Origin of the sequence: Campylobacter corcagiensis (genome assembly GCF_013201645.1) — a bacterium.
Taxonomy (GTDB): Bacteria; Campylobacterota; Campylobacteria; order Campylobacterales; family Campylobacteraceae; genus Campylobacter_B; species Campylobacter_B corcagiensis.
Genome location: NZ_CP053842.1, coordinates 388457 through 406907, shown reverse-complemented (window position 1 = coordinate 406907; position 18451 = coordinate 388457). Strand labels below are relative to the sequence as shown.

The following is an 18451-nucleotide window of genomic DNA, read 5'->3' as shown; positions in this document are numbered from 1 at the left end:
TTTCCCCTATATTAAATTTAAAACTCTTCTAATAAGTCCGTTTATTCCATTTAAATTCTCTATTTCTAAAGGCTCTAATCCAAAATTTAAAAGCAAATTTGAAGCAATCACTCTAACATCATAAAGCCCCAAAGAGTATGGATACTCATCACTTACAAAAGCTCTTAGCCTTGAGCAATTTATAAAAGCACTATCTTTTCTAATCTCTCCTAAAAGCTTAAAACTAAACTCACTTTTTATATTATCACGCAATATTTTTTCTAGATTTTCAGCAATATTTGAGTTTTGGCTTAAATTTATAGATAGTAAAATCTCGTTTTTAAATTTTAAAACAACCTTCATCATCGCATAAGTATCTATGATAGAAGTTGGCTCAGGAGTTGCTAATATGATGGTTTTATCACTTAAATTTATAATATCTTTTGTTGGCTTATGAAGCGAACTCATGGTATCAATGATGACAAAATCAAAGCTTTTAAGCGTTCTAAGCTCAAAGCTAAGCCTAGCCATCATTTCATTACTATAAAACTCTAAAATTTCCTCTCCGCTAAAACCAGGCAAAAGGCTTAAATTTGGCTTAATATCTGCTACAACTTCATTTAAACTCACCCCGCCTTTAAAAAAGTCAAAAAGAGTAAATTTAGGCTTTAAATTCAGCAAAATATCTAAATTTCCAAGCCCCAAATCAGCATCTACAAGCAAAACTTTATAGCCATTTTGTGATAAAATCTCAGCTAAATTTATGGCTATTATGCTTTTTCCAACGCCACCTTTACCGCTAACTACTGAAACAACTCTCACAAATACCTCCTTACATAAGCCCAAATGGCACTATCACACTAACTCTACTCATCACGCCAGGATGAGGCAAAATAAGTCTTTTATCTCTTGGCAGGGTTTTAGCACTATGCCACAAAATATCTAAATCAAGCGTTCTTGGAGCATTTTTAAAACTTCTTTTGCGTTTAAAAATTCTCTCAAAATGCGCAGTAACTTTAAGCGTTGCTTTAGGACTAAGCGATGTTTGAGCCAAAATCACAGCGTTTAAAAAATCAGGCTGGTCTTTAAAGCCAAAAGCTTTATTTAAAAGAAGCGGCGATGATTTTACGATATGAAATCTTTTATCACTTCTAAATTTTTTAAAAAACCTATCAAATATCAGCCTTGTATCGCCTAAATTTCCCCCAACACCTAGATAAAACTCATGCTTAAAGCCTACTCTTTTGCTGGCTTTATATGGATAAAACCTGCTCTTTTTTATAGATAAAGCATCCTCAAATCTATAAAATTTCACACCCGTTTTCACTTACAGCTACCACATCTTCTATTCTAACGCCAAACTCACCTTCTATATAAATGCCAGGTTCTATGCTAAAAACCATCCCTTTTTCAAGTATGGTTTTATCTCTTTGGTTGATATTTGGCAGTTCGTGGATATCAAGACCTACGCCATGCCCAGTTGAGTGGAAAAACTCCTTTTCATACCCAGCTTTTTTTATAAAATCCCTTGCTACAGCATCTATTTCACACGCCATAACGCCAGGTTTTACTACTTTTATGGCTAAATTTTGTGCCTCTTTTACGATTTCATAAATTTCAGCTTTTTTGCCCGTGAAATTTTGATCTTTTGTGAAATTTAGTCCATTATCAAAAATAGCTGTTCTTGTCCTATCAGAACAATGCCTTTTAAATTTAACCCCAGCATCAAAGAGCAATAAATCGCCATTTTTAAGCTTTTTATCACTAGGCAAAGCGTGTGCTTTTGCGCCATTTTCATTTATAGCTACAATCGGCTCAAAAGATAGCCCCAAATTCCCTCTATCTTTTAGAATATTTTCAGCTTCAAAAAAGAGCTCTTTTTCATCTAAATCTAGTCCATTTTCACTTATAAATTTAGAAAACTTTTCAAACCCTAAAGCTCCAAATTTAGCAGCACTTCTTAAAATTTCAAGCTCATCGCTACTTTTTATCATTCGCTTTTTTTTAGAAAAATTTAGCCTTTTTTTATAGTTTATATAACCAAATTTAGCTAAATTTCCAAACTCATAAACGCTAAAATCATTAGGGTCATAGATGATATCTTTTACGCTAAATTTTCTAATAAGCTTTCTAGCTTCTTTAAAAAGTTCACTACTTTCAATAACTTCACACTCTTTTACGCTCTGTTTTGCCTCTATAGCATATCTTGAGTCAGTTATTAAAAATTTCTCGCCCTTTAAATTTAGAAAAACTAAATTATCACAACTATATCCGCACTCGTAAAATACGGCATTTTCATTTTTTAAAATAAAGTTATTCGTCATTTTCTCTTTATTTTTTAAACGCTTCTATTTGGCTAAAAATTTGAAGCATTCCAACCATCGCAAGATGATATCCAACAGGTCCAAAGCCTATGATTTGTCCTGCTGTTACGGCTGATATCACGCTTTTTTGGCGAAATTCTTCACGGCGCGCGATATTTGATATATGAACTTCAATTGCTGGCAGGTTAACAGCTGCTATAGCATCTCTTATGGCAATTGATGAATGACTATAAGCTGCTGGGTTTATGATAATTCCATCAGCATCGCCTAAGCACTCTTGAATTCTATCAACTATTTCGCCTTCTAGATTGCTTTGAAAAAACTCAATCTCAACGCTGTTTTGTTCAGCTACTGCTTTCATTTGAGCGTGAATATCTTCCATACTCATCACACCATAGATATTTCTCTCTCTAGTGCCTAGCATATTGATATTTGGTCCTTGTATTACGACGATTTTCATTTTTATCCTTTTGTTAAAATTTAAAGCCTGATTATATCAAAAAGTAACTGAAATTTAGATACAATTGCGAAACTAGGAGCAAAAATGAAAATTTTAAAAGCTAAATTTATTTTACTTTGTGATAAAGATTTTACTATTTTAGAAAATTGCGCTATTGCGTTTGATGAAGAGATTAAAGAAGTTGGCGAGTTTGATAAACTTAGTGCAAAATTTCAAGAAGCTGAAATTTTAGACTATGGTAGCGATATAGCTATGCCTTGTTTTATAAATCCTCATGTTCACCTTGAATTTAGCTCAAACAAAACCACACTTGTTTATGGAGACTTCATAAAATGGGTAAATAGTATCGTAAAAAGCCGAGATAACTTAAGCAAAGAGGCAAATGAAAGTCTAATAAAAAACAAAATTTATGAGATGATGAGAAGTGGAATTTCTACAATAGGTGAAATTTCAAGCTTTGGTGGCGAGATGGAAGTGTGTGCAAACTCGCCTTTAAGAGTTGTATTTTTTAATGAAATTCTTGGAGCTAGTAAAGATGTAGTTACTCAAAACTGGGAGAAATTTAAAGATAGATTTAAAAGAAGTGATGAGCTAAAAAGTGATAAATTTATACCAGCTGTTTCTATCCACTCACCCTACTCAACTCACCCAAATTTAACTAAAAAAGCTTGTGAATTTGCTAGGCTTAACTCTTTAACAGTCTCTACTCACTTTTTAGAAAGCGATTATGAAAATCGCTGGATAAGAGATGGTAAAGGTGAGTTTAAAAACTGGCTAAAAGCCTTTAATCCAAACCCAAAACCGATGTATAACGTAGAAAGCTTTATATCAAATTTCAAAGGCATAAAAACGCTTTTTACGCACTGTGTTTACCTAAAAGAGTTTGAACTTTTAGATAGAAATTTACACTCTATTACAACTTGTGCTTTTTCAAATAGACTTCTTAGTAAAAAGAAGCTAAACCTTAAAAAAGCTATAAAAAGTGGCGTAAATTTAAGCTTAGGAACAGATGGTCTTAGTTCAAATATAAGTCTAAATTTCTTTGATGAATTAAGAACAAATCTTTTAGTTCATAGTGATTTAAATTTACAAAATTTAGCTAAAACTTTGCTCTTAGCAGCTACAAATGGAGATGCTTTGGGGTTAAATTTAGGTGAAATAAAAAATGGTAAAATAGCTGATATAGCTGTTTTTGAAGGTTTTGAAGTTGAAAGTAAAGATGAAGTAGCACTTCAATTAATACTTCAAACAAACAAAGTAAAAGAGATGTTTATAAAGGGGAAAAGATGGAATTTCTAAAAGGCATTGGGGAGTTTTTTCTAAAAATTTTAAGCTTTACAATAAAGGTATTTATAGTTCTTTTTATGATAGCTATTTTTATATCAGCCTTTAGTGTTGGTGAACTTACAACCACAAAAAGCCCAAATTTAGCTGAGATAAAGCTAGAGGGGGCGATAATGGATGAACTTGAAATTTTAAAAGAGATAGAAAATATAGCTAACAACCAAAACATAAAAGGCGTGCTTTTAAATATAGATAGCCCAGGCGGGGCATTAAGTCCAAGTGTTGAGATATCAGAAGCGATAAAAGAGCTAAATTTTAAAAAACCTGTCATTGCTTATGCAAGCGGGACAATGGCAAGTGGAAGTTATCTAAGTGGCGTTTGGGCTACTAAAATTTACGCAAATAAGGGGGCTTTTATAGGATCAATCGGAGTTATAATGCAAGGAATGAACATTGCTGAACTTAATAAAAAAATAGGAATTTCAACTCAAACAATAAAAGCTGGTGAGTATAAAGAAGCTGGAACAATGACAAGAGAGTGGACGCCTGAAGAAAAACAAAGCCTTCAGTTTTTAACAGATCAAAGTTACGCTCTTTTTACAAATGAAGTAGCAAGTGCTAGAAAGTTGGATATAAACAATCACAAAAACTGGGCAAATGCTAGAGTTTTTATCGCAAGTGATGCTGTAAATGTTGGGCTAATCGATGGAATTTCAACTTACTCAAAAGTAAAAGATGAAGTAGCAAAAGCGGCAAAAGTTAGCGAACAAATCTGGAAACAAAAGAGCAAATATGATAAATTTGTTGATTCTATGTCAACTAAAATAGCAAGTCTTATAATGGCTGAATTTAGTCTAAAAGTTAGATAAAAACAGGGCTAAATTTAGCCCTTTAATTAAAATAAGCTTAAAATAAATCCTTAAAATTTTAATTTATCGCTTAATAATAATAAAATAGTTATAATTTAATCATTATTTTTAAAGGATTTAAAATGAATCAAGATCAAATTTTAGATTTAAAAACAGATCTAGTAAATGAACTTACAAATTCTGGTCTTTCAAGAAGAGATGCTCTAAAGCTTTTGGGCTTAGTGCCATTTATGCTAAGTGCTACACCAAGCGTTGTTAGTGCAAAAAGCCAAAGCAGTGCTTCAGCAAATATCCTTATAGTAGGTGGTGGAGCCGCTGGATGCACAGTAGCAAATTTTATATCTAAAAACATACCAAATGCTACCATAACCATCATAGAACCAGATGAAAATAGCATCAAATACCAACCTGGTCAAACCATGATAGGTGGCGGACTTTGGAAGAGTGAAGATATCTTAAAAGATACAAAAGATTTCTTGCCAAAAGATGCAAAGTGGATAAAAGATATAGTTGTGGAATTTAATCCTGATAACAACCTTGTAAAAACGAAAAATAGTGGTAAACTCAGCTATGATTTCTTGATTTGTGCAACTGGACTTGAACTAAATTTTGAGGGCATTGAAGGCATTAGTAAAGATATCATTGGCACAAATGGCGTTGGTTCTATATATCTTTTTAGTGGAGCTGAAAAAACTTGGGGTGAGATATCAAAGTTCGTAAATTCTGCCACTCCTGACAAAGTAGCACTATTTAGCGAACCAGCAGGATCTATAAAGTGCGGTGGAGCTCCTAAAAAAATAGCATTTCTAACCTCAGCTAGACTAAGAGAAGCAAAAAAACAAGCAACTCTAAATTTTAGAACAAATAAAGGAAATTTCTTTGGAACCAAAGTCTATAACGACTCTACCATAAAATATATGAACGATAGAAATATTTATTTTAATTTTAAATCAACTCTGGTATCAGTTGATGTGGGCTCTAAAACAGCTACATTTAAGGATGAAAACGAAGGATTAAACAAAATTAACTATGATTTTATCCATATCGTTCCGCCGATGAGAACAGTTAAAGCTGTAAGAGAAAATAGCGATTTAGCAAATGAAAAAGGCTGGGTAGATGTGGATAAATTTAGCACTATTCATAAAAAATATGATAATATTTTTGCCATAGGGGATAACTCAAGTCTGCCTACTTCAAAAACAGGAGCTGCTATTAGAGAGCAATATAAAGTTCTTGGAGAAAATTTAATCTCTAGAATAGATGGAAAAGAGCTAAAAGCTAAGTATGATGGTTATACAGCTTGCCCACTAATCACTGATATAGGTAGAGTTATGATGGCTGAGTTTAACTACCAAAACGAACCAGCCCCTTCACTTCCTTTTCTTGATCCAGCAAAGGAAAGATGGATATGGTGGTTAGTAAAAGCATATCTTTTAAAACCTATGTATTTTTATGGAATGCTAAAAGCAAGAGCTTAAGTATTTATCAAGAGATAAAATTATAAAATAGATCAAATTTTAAATTTGGGATTTTTATGGACTCTATCCTTTCTATACTAAAAATCGGCGTTGGACCTAGCTCATCTCATACTATAGGTCCAATAAGTGGAGCTTTAAAATTTACAAAGTTAGTTGAAAATTTAGATATTGATAGAGTAAAAGCTACTCTTTATGGCTCTTTGTCATTAACAGGCAAAGGGCATATGAGCGATGTTGCTATCATGATAGGTCTTAGTGGCGTGACTGCAAAAAATCTAACCAAATCTAAAAAGCTTGAAATTTTAAATTTAGCAAATGAGAAAAATACCCTAAATTTAGGCGGAACTAAAGCTATCAAATTTGATCCTACAAAAGATATCATTTTTAACAACTCAATGCTCTTACTTCATGAAAATGGCTTTACACTAGAGGCTTTTAAAGACGGTAAACTTGTTAAAAAAGAGACCTTTTACTCAACTGGGGGTGGGTATGTTTATAGTGAAGATGAACTTAAAAACAGAAATTTTAAATCCACAGATAAAAAGCTTAAATTTGATTTTAAAAGTGCTTTAAAACTAAAAGAGTTATGTCAAATTCACAACAAAAGCATTTCACAAATAGCACTTTTAAGAGAGGTAGAGTATCACGGAAGCAAAGAGTATGTTATAAACTATATCTTAGAAATTTATGAAACTATGGTTAAATGTTATGAAAATGGCATAAGCGCAACTGATCTTATACTTCCTGGTGGGTTAAATGTAAAGCGACTAGCCCCTCAAATTTATAAACGCCTTAAAGAAAACAGAAGAATCCACGAGAAAGACCCACTAGCAGCGATTGATTTTATATCAATGTATGCAAGAGCTGTAGCTGAAGAAAATGCAAGTGGAGCTAGAGTTGTAACTGCTCCTACAAATGGTGCATGTGGAGTAGTTCCAGCCGTTATGCTATATATCCAAAATCACCGCTTTTATATGGGTAAAGATCAAATTTTAAACTATCTTTTAACTTGCTGTGCTATAGGGTATTTGTATAAAGAAAACGCCTCCATTAGCGGTGCAGAAGCTGGTTGTCAAGCTGAAGTAGGCGTTGCTTCATCTATGGCAGCAGCTGGCATGGCTGCAGTAAGTGGCGGTACAACTGAACAAATTTTAATCGCAGCTGAGATAGCTATGGAGCACCACTTAGGGCTAACTTGCGATCCTGTTCGTGGTCTTGTTCAAATTCCTTGTATAGAAAGAAACACACTTGGAGCCATAAAAGCAATATCAGCTGTCAAATTAGCAATGGAAAGCTCTTATAGTGCCCTTGTAACACTTGATGAAGTTATACTTACAATGTATAAAACAGGAAAAGATATGGACTCAAGATATAAAGAGACTTCACTTGCAGGCTTAGCTAAAATAGTAAGTTGTTAAAAAGGGTAAAAGGGGCATTAGGCCCCTTTTTTAAATTTATAGAAGTACAAAATATCCAAATAGTGCAATAACAAGTATACACACTATATTTAAAACTCCACCTGCTCTAAGCATATCTCTTTGTGGGAAGAGTCCTGTGCCAAAAACTATAGCATTTGGTGGAGTTGCAACTGGCATCATAAATGCACAACTTGCACCAACACCTATTACCATAACCAAAACCTCTTTTGGCATACCCATTTGCTCAGCAACACCTGCAAAAACAGGAACTAAAAGTGCAGCTGAAGCAGTATTACTTGTAAATTCAGTTAAGATAATGATAAATATCGTAACAACAAAGATAATTACAAGTGGGTGTGAAGTGCCAAATACAGAAGCAACAGTTTGACCAATAACAAGTGAAGCACCAGAATCTTTAAGTATAGCACTCAAACAAAGTCCACCGCCAAATAGCATTAAAATCCCCCACTCAGTATTTTCTGCTACTTGATTCCAACTACAAAGCCCTAGTATTACAACTAAAATTGCCGCCACTACAGCTATAAGACCATCATTTAAAGCAAGACCTGTTGCTGCTTTAATTTGTGGTGAAAATATCCAAAGTAGAGCAATAGTAGCAAAAACAATAATAGTTACAATCCTACTTAGTGTCCATGGAATATTAACACTTGCATCTATATCTACGACTTTAGTCAAATTTGGCTTAAACATAAAATATAGAGTTATCATCATCAAAGGCCAAAGGATTAAAAACATCGGAATTCCTATCTTCATCCAGTCAAAAAATCCATATTTTAATTCAGCTGAAACTATAGCATTTGGTGGTGATCCAACAATCGTACCAAGTCCGCCGATACTTGCAGAGTATGCAATACCTAAAAGCAAGAAAACTGTTGTTCCATGGTCTTTTTCTTCTCCTTTTCCACCTAAAATTCCAATAGCAAGTGGAAGCATCATAGCTGCTGTTGCGGTATTAGAAACCCACATAGACAAAAGTGCTGTTGCAAGACATATCAAAATAGCTGCGTAACCTAGCTTATTTCCAGATAAAGAGATAAGCTTCATAGCTATTTTTGTATCTAGCTTTTGGATGTGTAGTGCAGTTGCAAGTGCAAAACCACCAAAGAAAAGAAAAATGGTTGAGTTTGCAAAGTGAGCAAGAGCTGAACCAACGCTTATTGCTTTATAAGTTCCCTCAGCAACACTTCCTGAACCTATACCAAACAATACAGCAAGAACAGGCACAAGTAGTGCTGTGATTGTTATATGAATAGCTTCACTCAGCCACAGGACTGCTATAAAAAATAGAAGTGCTAAAGCTTTGTTGACATTGACATCATATGGTAAGATATTTGCAATTATAATGGCTATCACAGCAGCTATTGCTGTTATAATAAGCCCTTTTATGGTTCCTGCTTGAAAACCATTTATAGCTTTTTCTTCCATAAATACTCCTTAATTTGATTTAATAAGGTAAGTATAACAGAGAAAAACTCTTTTATCTTTAAAAAGTACTGCATTTAATATTTTTAACTAAAATAAGTTACAATTTGTATCACTCCTTTTAAACCATCCATAAAAATTCCCATCAATAGTACCTAAATTCAAAAGTTTTAAATCTAAATTTACTTTAAAATTATCTAAAACACCTAAATTTGGCGAAAAAAATATGAGTAAATGGGTTACAAAATTTGGTAAATTCTTTATCATGCCATCTCCACCTTCAAACATAACAAGGCGTCTTTTAAGAGCTTGATTGATATCGCTAGTTATCATAACTTCACGATTTTTTACACTAAAAAGTGGAATTTTTGTATCAAAACTACGCTCTTTTGAGTATATAAGAACATCTGGCGGGTTTTTACCACTGGCTAGTCTTGTATCAATCCTAGGTCTATCAACTCTAACTGTATTTCCGCCAATCACTAAAAGATCTAAAACTTCCCTAATCTCATGAACCTTTTTTCTTGAAGCTTTATTTGTGATAAGTCCGCCTTTTAAAATGCCATTTATGCTACTTCCTAGTTTTAAAAAGCTAAAATTTCCATTTTGCCACGCTAAAAATGGCTCTATAAGCTCATCTCCTTTATCTTTTAAAACACCAAATTTAACTTCTACTCCAGCTTTTTGTAAAATTTCAGCCCCACCACCAGCGATATCGCTACTATCTTTTATACTTATAACAACTCTTTTAAATTTAAGCTCTTTGAGTAAATTTGCACAAGGTGGGGTTTTCCCAATGTGAGAACAAGGCTCAAGCGTAACATAAGCTGTGGCATTTTCTAAAAGATAGTTATGGTTGTTTAAGATAAAGTCATAAATTTCACTAGCTAAAAAAACTCTATTTTCAAATTTCATCTCAAATTTAGTTTTAAACTCACTAAAATTTAAAAGAGCAGTTAAAATAGCATTTAACTCAGCATGAGCAAAGCCTGCTTTTTTATGAGCTTGTATACTTAAAATTTTGCCAAATTTATCAGTTATAACGCACCCAACTGCTGGATTTGGGTATGTTAAAATTTGCCATTTCCATGCCTCTTTTATGGCTAAATCCATATAAAACTCATCACTCATTACCGGCCTTTAAATTTAGCTTATATCCCATGCTTTGGATATTTGATATGTCTATTCCTTTGAGCTTTGATTTTATCCTGGCAATTGCTGTGTGAATTTGACCAATATTAACGCTATCACCACTATAAACATACTCTTCTATCATATCATAGCTTACAAGGTTGTTGATATTGTAACAAAGTAGCCAAAAAATAGAACTTTCAAGCCTTGAGAGATATACCTCTTTTTCACCTTTAAAAACTCTCTGGCTTAGCATATCGGCTTTGACATCTTTACTTAAATTTAGTATCTTTTGAGTTTTGCTAACTACGCTTTTTACGATAGAGTGATGAAGATAGTCCATAGAAATGGGCTTTTTTATAAATGAAATAGCACCTTTTTTAAAGCTTTTAAGTAAATTTTCATCACTATCATAAGATGATACTACGATAAAATTTTGCTCTGGTTTTAGTTTTAAAATCTCTTCTATCATATCAAGACCGTTTAAATTTGGCATATGTATATCAGTAACTATAACATCTATTTTATGAAGCTTAAACATTTCAAAGCCTTGAAGTCCATCTTTTGCTAAGAAAACCTCTTTACAATACTCCTTAAGCCCAGTTAAAATAGCAACTCCAGTAAGTTCATCATCTTCAACAACTAAAACTGAGATATCTTTAAGCAAAGCATTCACACAATCTCCTTTTTAATAGTAAGTTCAAATATTGTAGGATTTTTGTTACTTTTAAGTATGATATCGCCACCTAACTTTTTTACAACTATCATCTTAGCCAAATTTAACCCAATACCACTACCGTGTATTTTTGTGCTTACTTTTTGTTTATTAAAAATTCCTTTTATCATATCTTGTTCTATACCAATTCCATTATCTATAACTGAAATTTTAACAATATCGTCTAAATTTTTAGCTTTAACGGTTATAGTTTTTAAACCTCTCTTAAAAGATAGAGCATCTTTTGAGTTTTGAAGAAGAACTAAAAGTACTTGCCAAAGATAGCTTTGACTAGTTTTTAACCATATCTCAAAATTTTCAACCTGAACCGAGACATTTTTTCTACTAAATTCAATATGTAAAAGCGAGAGTAGATTTTTTATAGATGAGTTTAGTTCAAACTCAACAATATCATCACTAAATTTATAAAAATTTCTAAAATTTTGGATCGTCTCATCCATCATTTTTGTTGATCTTATGCATAAATTTATATTATTTATCAGTTCATCTTCGCTAAGTTTTCCATCTTTTTTGAGTTTTACAATAGAAGTTAGCATAAGTAAAGATGAATTTATTGGCTGTCTTAACTGATGAGAAATAGCAGATAAAAGCTCACCAGTTTCAGAAACTTTTAGCTTGTGAGATAGTAAAACCTCGTACTCTTTTTGCTTTTTTAAAAAAGTACTATTTATAAAAGAAAATATAAGTCCAGAAGTAATTGAAAGTGCTGAAAAAAGTAGAAGTAAAATAAGTGAGTTATTTAGTAAAATTTTTAGAGTTTTTTCTAATATTTTTTGATTACTAACCTCTATAGCCGTTCCCCAGTTTCCTATTTTTTCAACTTTTGTAAGGCGTGGGTCGTTTAAATTTGGTATTTTATTTGCTGAATTTAACATAGCAAGTATCTCTCCATCTTCATCAAAAAGATAAGCATTTTCTACAAATGCATGAATTTGCTTTCTTATGCTTGGAAAAAGAGCATTAGCTTCTACAACACCACAAAACTGGCGATTTTGTCCTATGGTATGGCATATATCAATTGTTGTTTTTTTTAAAATTTCATGCTCTTTGCAAGTTGAAATTTTAGCTGGATTTAATGAATTATTAAGATCATAATATTTGCCGTCAAATATTGCACTTTTATCATCTAATATAAATTGATAGTGCTGAAAAAATACTCTACTTTTATCGATTTCTATACCTATTAGCTCATCTTTTGATAAATTCTTAAAAGAACTAGATATAGTTTTTATAAATTCAGTTCTCGTATCTAGCCACTCATTCATACTAAAAACAATCTCTTTGCTTAGGCTTTCGCCAAATTCAGAACCAATTTTTGAAATTTCAGACTTTATATGAAAGTAACTAAATATCCCAGTAAATGCTAAAAATATGGTAAATGCAAATAACAGTTTATTTATCTTAAGATTTTTAATGGTAAAAAAGATAGTTTTTAAGAAATTTTTCAAATTTTGCCTTTTTTATAAGCATTTTAGCAAAATTTGTAAATCTTTTAGTAAAGGGGCGAAATTTGCCCCTATTGATATTATTTAAAAGAGTCTTTATAGTCAATTACTAAAGCTCTATATCCGATGATATTTCCACCAACCATTTTTATCTCAAGTTCAGGCTCTTTTGTACCGTATTTAAACTCGTGAAGATACGGGGTAAGCTGTGCTGTTCCAGCTCTAAATGCGACTAAATCGCCCATTCCAGCAGTTGCTGAATAAACCATCATAGTATCAGTTTTTGGCATATACTCAGTTACAGAAGTAATTGGACTATACCAGTCAAGCCCTCTTTCTTTTCCAAACTCCCAAATTTGCTGCACGGTCATATTTTTCTCATCTACAACATACTCAACCGCACGGCTGTATTTCATAGTAACAAGAGCAGGTTGTTCCATACCACGGCTATCTCCGTTATCAAATGTGCTTACATGACGGAGATGATCTTTTGACTTTTCAGGGATAACATAAGCGGTGTGCTGTGTCCATGACCAGTCAAAGCCACCTTTATCGCTTAAATATCCTGGACATTTTGAACCCTCAGCCTCGCAAACGATCTCTTTGCCATTTTTATCAACTGGCTTTAAAAGATATTTATGAAACTCTTCACTCCAGCCCTCAGGTGAGCCTAAAATCCACTTAACTTTTTTATCTCGTGTGATTTTTATAACTGCACTTTGGTGACGGCTTGAAATTATAATACTATCATCATGTGGATCGTAATTTACGCTATTTACATGTGCCCAGTTTCTACCAGCACCAACTCCTGCAACATCTCCAAATGGCATAGAATCATCTTCAAGATCTTCTTTTGATAGAGTTTTTCCAGCTTTATCAGCGTCTATATTTAAACAAACTGCACCTTGATCCATAGCTAAAATGTTATTATCTCTATATGGATCTAAAATCGCACTTAAATCCCACTGGTCAAGCACATTTCCCTCTTTGTCAAGTTCAACAATCACATCTCTAACAGTTCTTACATTTTTACCATCTCGTCTTTTTAAGTCTGAGTTTGCAACTCTTAAAAGATAAGTGCCTTTAACTGTCTCTTCTAGGTGGTGAGAAAAGTCGATATAACTTCTTGGAAGCATTCTATCAAAGATTTTTCTACCCATAAGATCATATTTTTTATAAGTTTGTCCTTGACCCCACATGATGTTTCCATCTTTTGTCTGGTCAAAGCCCATTAAATTTCCTTTTTTGCGGATATCATAAGGATCTCTAAATTTACTAACATCAAGTTGCCATCTAATGTCGCCATTTGTATCTATCATCCAAACATAGCTTTCATAATCCCACTCCAAAGCTCCACCAGCTGGTAAATTCCAAACAACTTGAGAAGCGTTTGGCATAGTTGAGCTTAGATGATTCATCAAATAAAGATTATTTTTTACATTTTTACTAGCTGGAACTACAACTTCTGCTTTTGGTAGGGCCATTTTTTGAGCTGTTCCTGAGCCATAAGTTACAACTGGTGGAGCATAAATTTGATAAGTCTCTTTTATATCTTCGCTATTGATTCCACCTGCGACTGGATTTTCTCTTTTGTAGCTTACTTCAACTGTATTTACAAAATCAGGATAAAGCCCAAACACTGGAATTCCGCCGTGTTGTAAGACATTTAAATCACTAACATCATAGCTTATATCGATGCCTTTTTCACCTTTTCCTTTAACTGTGACTTTTGCATTTTTTATAGCGTATCCGCCGTCATTTATAATAGCAGTTAGCGGGGCAACGCCGTAAGGGTTCATTATAACTGCACCGATTTTGCCAACTGCGTTATAGCTTTTTGGACCACTTGCACCACCAGCTGCTAATGAAGTACTAACGCCAACTGATAAAAGCATACTAGCAACTAAAACTGAACTAAGAATTTTTTTCATGTTTTCTCCTTTTGTTAAATTTAGAGTAAAATTTCAATTTAAAATTTGGTTTAAATTTGAAACTTTGGTCTAAATTTAAAGCCCTAAATTTAGGGCTTTAAAGACTAATTAAAGGCTTTTTTGATATCTATTGGAAGTGCTCTATATCCGATAGTTCCACCAAGACCTTTTAGGCGAATTTCAACCTTTACATTTTGAGTTTCATCTTCTATTTCGTTTAAAATAGGCTCAGTTTCGCCCTCTCCAATTAGAAATTTACCAAGTCCAGCTGTTGCTGAGTAGATAAACATTGTATTTCTATCTGGTTGATACTCAACAACTGAAGTTATCGGACTATACCAATCAAATCCTCTATCTTTACCATACTCCCAGACCTGTTTTACAGTCATATTTTTTTCATCAACCTCATACTCAACAGCCCTTGAGTACTTCATATTTGGAAGTGCAGGTTGTTCCATACCACGGCTATCGCCATTGTCAAAGATAGTTACTCTAAGAAGTCCTGGTTTTGATTTTTCTGGCACTACATAAGCAGTGTGTTGAGTCCAAGTCCAGTCAAATCCACCCTTTTCATTTAGATATCCTGGGCATTTTGATCCATCTGCTTCACAAATAATCTCTTTTCCATTTTCATCAATTGGCTTTAATAGATATGGTTTAAATTTATCACTCCAACCCTCGTGTGAGCCTAAAATCCACTTAACTTTTTTATCTCTTCCAACCTTAACAGCTGCACCTTGATGTCTAACTGATAGTATTATACTATCATCAGTTGCGTCATAATTTACAGAGTTTATATGAGCCCAGTTTCTACCAACTCCAACTCCTGCAACATCGCCAAATGGCATAGAATCATCTTCAAGGTCTTCTTTGTCTAGCGTTTGACCTGCGAGCGTGGCATCAACATTTAAACAAACTGCACCTTGATCCATTGCTAAAATGTTATTATCTCTATATGGATCTAAAATATCATAAATTTTCCACTCATCAACAACTCTTCCGCTTTCATCAAGTTCAACTATAACATCTCTAACGCTTCTTACATTTTTGCCATCTTTTCTTTTTTCATCAGCTGATGCAACTCTTATTAGATATGTGCCTTTTGGAGTTTGTTCTATGTGGTGTGAGAAATCTATATATGATAGCGGAAGCCTTCTATCAAATATCTCTCTTCCCATAAGGTCATATTTCATATATCTTTGTCCCATTGCAAAAAGTAGTGCCCCATCATCAGTTTGAGAAAATCCCATAATATTACCTTTTTTATAGATATTTTCAGGATCTCTTATCTCATCAGCTTTCATATACCACCTAATATCACCATTTGCATCTATGATCCAATTATATGGTTCATTATCCCACTCCATCGCACCGCCAACTGGATGATTCCAAACTGCTTGACCTGAATTTGGAGTTGAGGCTCTTATAATGTGATTCATCAAATATAATCTATCTTTAAATTTATCATCCATTTTTACAACTTCTGCTTTTGGAAGTGTGCCAAATTGATTATTTCCGGGTCCTGGCATATAAACAGCTGGTCCATAAATTTTATAAGTTTCTTTTATAGCTTCGCCATCTCTTTTATAGCTTACTTCTACTTCGTTTTGATACTCAGGATAAAGTCCCCAAATTGGAATTCCACCATGTAATCTAACTGCGTTATTTGATGGATTATAGCTTATATCAATTCCGCCATTTGGCTTACCTTTTACTGTAACGCTTACATCTGTAACATCATATCCGCCATTTAGTATAACAGCAGTCAGTGGGGCAACTTTGTAAGGATTCATAAAAATAGCACCAAGTTTTCCAGCGGGTTTATAGCTAACTGGACCACTTGCTCCACCAATAGCAAAAGAAGTTGTCACTCCAACGCTAAGTAGCATTCCAGCGACTAAAACTGAACTAAAAACTTTTTTCATATACTCTCCTTTTTGTTAAATTTGATTAAATTTAGATAAAAACTCTTTAAATTTAAGGATTTTTATATAAATTTAAAAAAAGCCCTAAATTTAGGGCTTTAATGTTATTTTGTTTTACCAAATGCTTTTTCAAGACTAATTGGCATTGCTTGATATCCTGCATCTGAGCCGATAAATTGAATTTGAACTGATGGCTCGCTTGCTCCCCATTTAAACTCATCAATCTCAGGCTTAGGCTCCCCAACGCTTACTCCAGCATTTAGATCAAAGCTCATTCCAGCAGTTGCTGAATAAACAACGATACTATCTGTATCGCCGTGATACTCTGTTAAGCTTGTAACTGGGCTATACCACTCATTTCCTCTGTTTTTGCCATATTCCCAAATTTGCTCAACTGTCATTTTTTCTTGATCGACTTTGTAAATTACAGCGCGTGAGTATTTCATAGTTGGTAAAGCAGGTTGTTCGATACCTCTTGCATCGCCGTTATCAAAAGCTGTTACATAAACATATCTTTTGTCTGATTTTTCATCAATTCTCCAAGCAGTATGTTGTGTCCAAGTCCAGTCAAATCCACCTTTTTCATTCTCATAGCCAGGGCATTTTGAATATCCATCTTCGCAAACGATTTTATTTCCTTTGTTATCAACTGGTTGAAGAAGTTTATCTTTAAATTTATCATTCCAGCCTTTGTGTGCTCCAATTATCCATTTTACTTTTTTATCGCGTCCGATTTTTATAATCGCACTTTGGTGACGGCTTGAAATGATAATACTATCATCTGTTGGGTCATAATCAACTGAATTTACATGAGCCCAGTTTCTACCAATACCAGTTCCTGCGATATCGCCAAAATTATCGCTAGCATCCATTTTTGCTAGATCTTCATCACTTAAAGTTTTTCCAGCCATACTTGCATCGATGTTTAAACAAACTGCACCTTGATCAAGTGCTTTAATAACATCGCTTCTATATGGATCTAAAATTTCAAAAAGTTTCCACTCATCGATCACATCACCATCTTGATTTACCTCAACGATAACATCTCTAACGGTGCGAACATTTTTACCATCAGGGCGTAAAGTATTAGCTGAAGCTACTCTTAAGAGATAATTTCCATTTTGCATATCATCCATCGCGTGTGAAAAGTCGATGTATCCAAGTGGAAGTTGGCGGTTGAAGCTCTCTTTTCCCATTAAGTCATATTTTACATATCTTTGACCAAAGCCCCAAGTTAGTGAGCCATCATCATTTTGATGAAATCCCATCATAAGTCCTCGGTTATAGATATTATGCCAGTCCATAAGTTTTGCGTTGTCAAAAAACCATCTAATCTCGCCTTTTGTATCAACTATAAACGCACTTGATTCTTCATCCCACTCCATCGCTCCACCAGCTGGGTTATTCCAAACTGAATTTGAGCTTTTTCCTAGGCTTTTTCCAGGGGCATTATTTACCAAATAAAGTCTATTTTTAAACTCATCATCTACTTTTAAAACATTTACTTTTTCAAACGGAACGCCTCTTTGGGTTGTATATCCAGATGGTTGTAAATTTACTCCACCTGTTACGATTTTATACTCTTCATCTTTAACGCTTTCTTTTTTGCCAAAGCTTTCTTTTGTATAGCTTACTTTTACGGTATTTAGGTAGTTTGGATAAAGACCAAAAATCGGAATTCCACCATAAGTTTTTGCTCTTTTTTCACCAACTTTGTATTTTATGGTTTGACCATTTTCTTTTGGAACGATAGTAACTTCGATATCGCTTAGATTATACCCACCATCCATTATAACAGCTGTTAGTGGGGCTAGGTTGTAAGGATTTATCTTAATGCTTCCTATTTTGCCTTGAATTTCCCAGTCAACTTTTGCACCACTTGGACCACCCATAGCAAGAGCATTTGTTACGCCAACTGAAAGTAATAAACCAGCAACCAAAGCTGAACTTAAAATCTTTTTCAAAGTTTTCTCCTTAAAAAAATAAATTTAGATTAAAATTTCATCTTTAAATTTAGTTTAAATTTGA

At 33.6% G+C, this 18451-nt stretch carries 15 protein-coding genes; 4 read left to right on the top strand and 11 right to left on the bottom strand.

The features are described 5' to 3' along the window. Positions 1 to 6: 6 nt before the first annotated feature. Genes CCORG_RS02200 through aroQ form a run of 4 tightly spaced genes read right to left on the bottom strand, consistent with a single transcriptional unit; the run spans position 7 to position 2763 of the window. Positions 7 to 801, bottom strand: coding sequence for an AAA family ATPase (locus CCORG_RS02200; protein ID WP_025803064.1), 795 nt, complete (start codon positions 799 to 801; stop codon positions 7 to 9). A 10-nt stretch (positions 802 to 811) separates the two neighbouring features. Further along, complete coding sequence (gene folK / locus CCORG_RS02195) at positions 812 to 1294, bottom strand: 2-amino-4-hydroxy-6-hydroxymethyldihydropteridine diphosphokinase (RefSeq protein ID WP_025803065.1); 483 nt, start codon at positions 1292 to 1294, stop codon at positions 812 to 814. Continuing rightward, complete coding sequence (locus CCORG_RS02190) at positions 1281 to 2303, bottom strand: M24 family metallopeptidase (RefSeq protein ID WP_025803066.1); 1023 nt, start codon at positions 2301 to 2303, stop codon at positions 1281 to 1283. The genes folK and CCORG_RS02190 overlap by 14 nt, the downstream gene beginning before the upstream one ends. 7 nt (positions 2304 to 2310) lie before the next feature. Then, positions 2311 to 2763 carry a type II 3-dehydroquinate dehydratase gene (gene aroQ / locus CCORG_RS02185; RefSeq protein ID WP_034971457.1) on the bottom strand — a complete coding sequence of 151 codons (453 nt, stop codon included), beginning with the start codon at positions 2761 to 2763 and terminating at the stop codon, positions 2311 to 2313. An 84-nt stretch (positions 2764 to 2847) separates the two neighbouring features. Between aroQ and mqnF the strand changes: the two genes are divergently transcribed. The 4 genes from mqnF (at position 2848) to CCORG_RS02165 (ending at position 7812) form a co-directional block, all read left to right on the top strand. Next, positions 2848 to 4062, top strand: coding sequence for an aminofutalosine deaminase family hydrolase (mqnF, locus tag CCORG_RS02180; RefSeq protein WP_025803067.1), 1215 nt, complete (start codon positions 2848 to 2850; stop codon positions 4060 to 4062). After that, the gene (gene sppA / locus CCORG_RS02175) at positions 4050 to 4916 is read left to right on the top strand and encodes a signal peptide peptidase SppA (protein WP_025803068.1); all 867 of its coding nucleotides are present in this window, start codon (positions 4050 to 4052) and stop codon (positions 4914 to 4916) included. The genes mqnF and sppA overlap by 13 nt, the downstream gene beginning before the upstream one ends. A 122-nt stretch (positions 4917 to 5038) precedes the next feature. Next, positions 5039 to 6394 carry an NAD(P)/FAD-dependent oxidoreductase gene (locus CCORG_RS02170; RefSeq protein WP_025803069.1) on the top strand — a complete coding sequence of 452 codons (1356 nt, stop codon included), beginning with the start codon at positions 5039 to 5041 and terminating at the stop codon, positions 6392 to 6394. Positions 6395 to 6450: 56 nt separating this feature from the next. After that, positions 6451 to 7812, top strand: coding sequence for an L-serine ammonia-lyase (locus tag CCORG_RS02165; protein WP_034971458.1), 1362 nt, complete (start codon positions 6451 to 6453; stop codon positions 7810 to 7812). A gap of 36 nt (positions 7813 to 7848) precedes the next feature. Here the strand turns inward: CCORG_RS02165 and CCORG_RS02160 are convergent, their stop codons facing one another. The 7 genes from CCORG_RS02160 to CCORG_RS02130 form a co-directional block, all read right to left on the bottom strand. Next, on the bottom strand, positions 7849 to 9258 hold the full coding sequence (locus tag CCORG_RS02160) for an SLC13 family permease (protein ID WP_025803071.1): 1410 nt from the start codon (positions 9256 to 9258) through the stop codon (positions 7849 to 7851). Between the two features lie 87 nt (positions 9259 to 9345). After that, positions 9346 to 10386, bottom strand: a complete 1041-nt coding sequence (gene ribD, locus CCORG_RS02155) for a bifunctional diaminohydroxyphosphoribosylaminopyrimidine deaminase/5-amino-6-(5-phosphoribosylamino)uracil reductase RibD (RefSeq protein ID WP_025803072.1) — start codon at positions 10384 to 10386, stop codon at positions 9346 to 9348. Beyond that, positions 10379 to 11062: a response regulator transcription factor gene (locus CCORG_RS02150; protein ID WP_025803073.1), complete on the bottom strand. Its 684-nt coding sequence runs from the start codon at positions 11060 to 11062 to the stop codon at positions 10379 to 10381. Before CCORG_RS02150 ends, ribD begins: the two co-directional genes overlap by 8 nt. Further along, on the bottom strand, positions 11059 to 12570 hold the full coding sequence (locus CCORG_RS02145; protein WP_025803074.1) for a sensor histidine kinase: 1512 nt from the start codon (positions 12568 to 12570) through the stop codon (positions 11059 to 11061). Before CCORG_RS02145 ends, CCORG_RS02150 begins: the two co-directional genes overlap by 4 nt. Before the next feature lie 77 nt (positions 12571 to 12647). After that, on the bottom strand, positions 12648 to 14498 hold the full coding sequence (locus CCORG_RS02140) for an aryl-sulfate sulfotransferase (RefSeq protein WP_025803075.1): 1851 nt from the start codon (positions 14496 to 14498) through the stop codon (positions 12648 to 12650). A 104-nt stretch (positions 14499 to 14602) separates the two neighbouring features. Further along, complete coding sequence (locus CCORG_RS02135; RefSeq protein ID WP_025803076.1) at positions 14603 to 16423, bottom strand: aryl-sulfate sulfotransferase; 1821 nt, start codon at positions 16421 to 16423, stop codon at positions 14603 to 14605. A 104-nt stretch (positions 16424 to 16527) separates the two neighbouring features. Beyond that, positions 16528 to 18387, bottom strand: coding sequence for an aryl-sulfate sulfotransferase (locus CCORG_RS02130; protein ID WP_025803077.1), 1860 nt, complete (start codon positions 18385 to 18387; stop codon positions 16528 to 16530). Positions 18388 to 18451 lie beyond the last annotated feature (64 nt).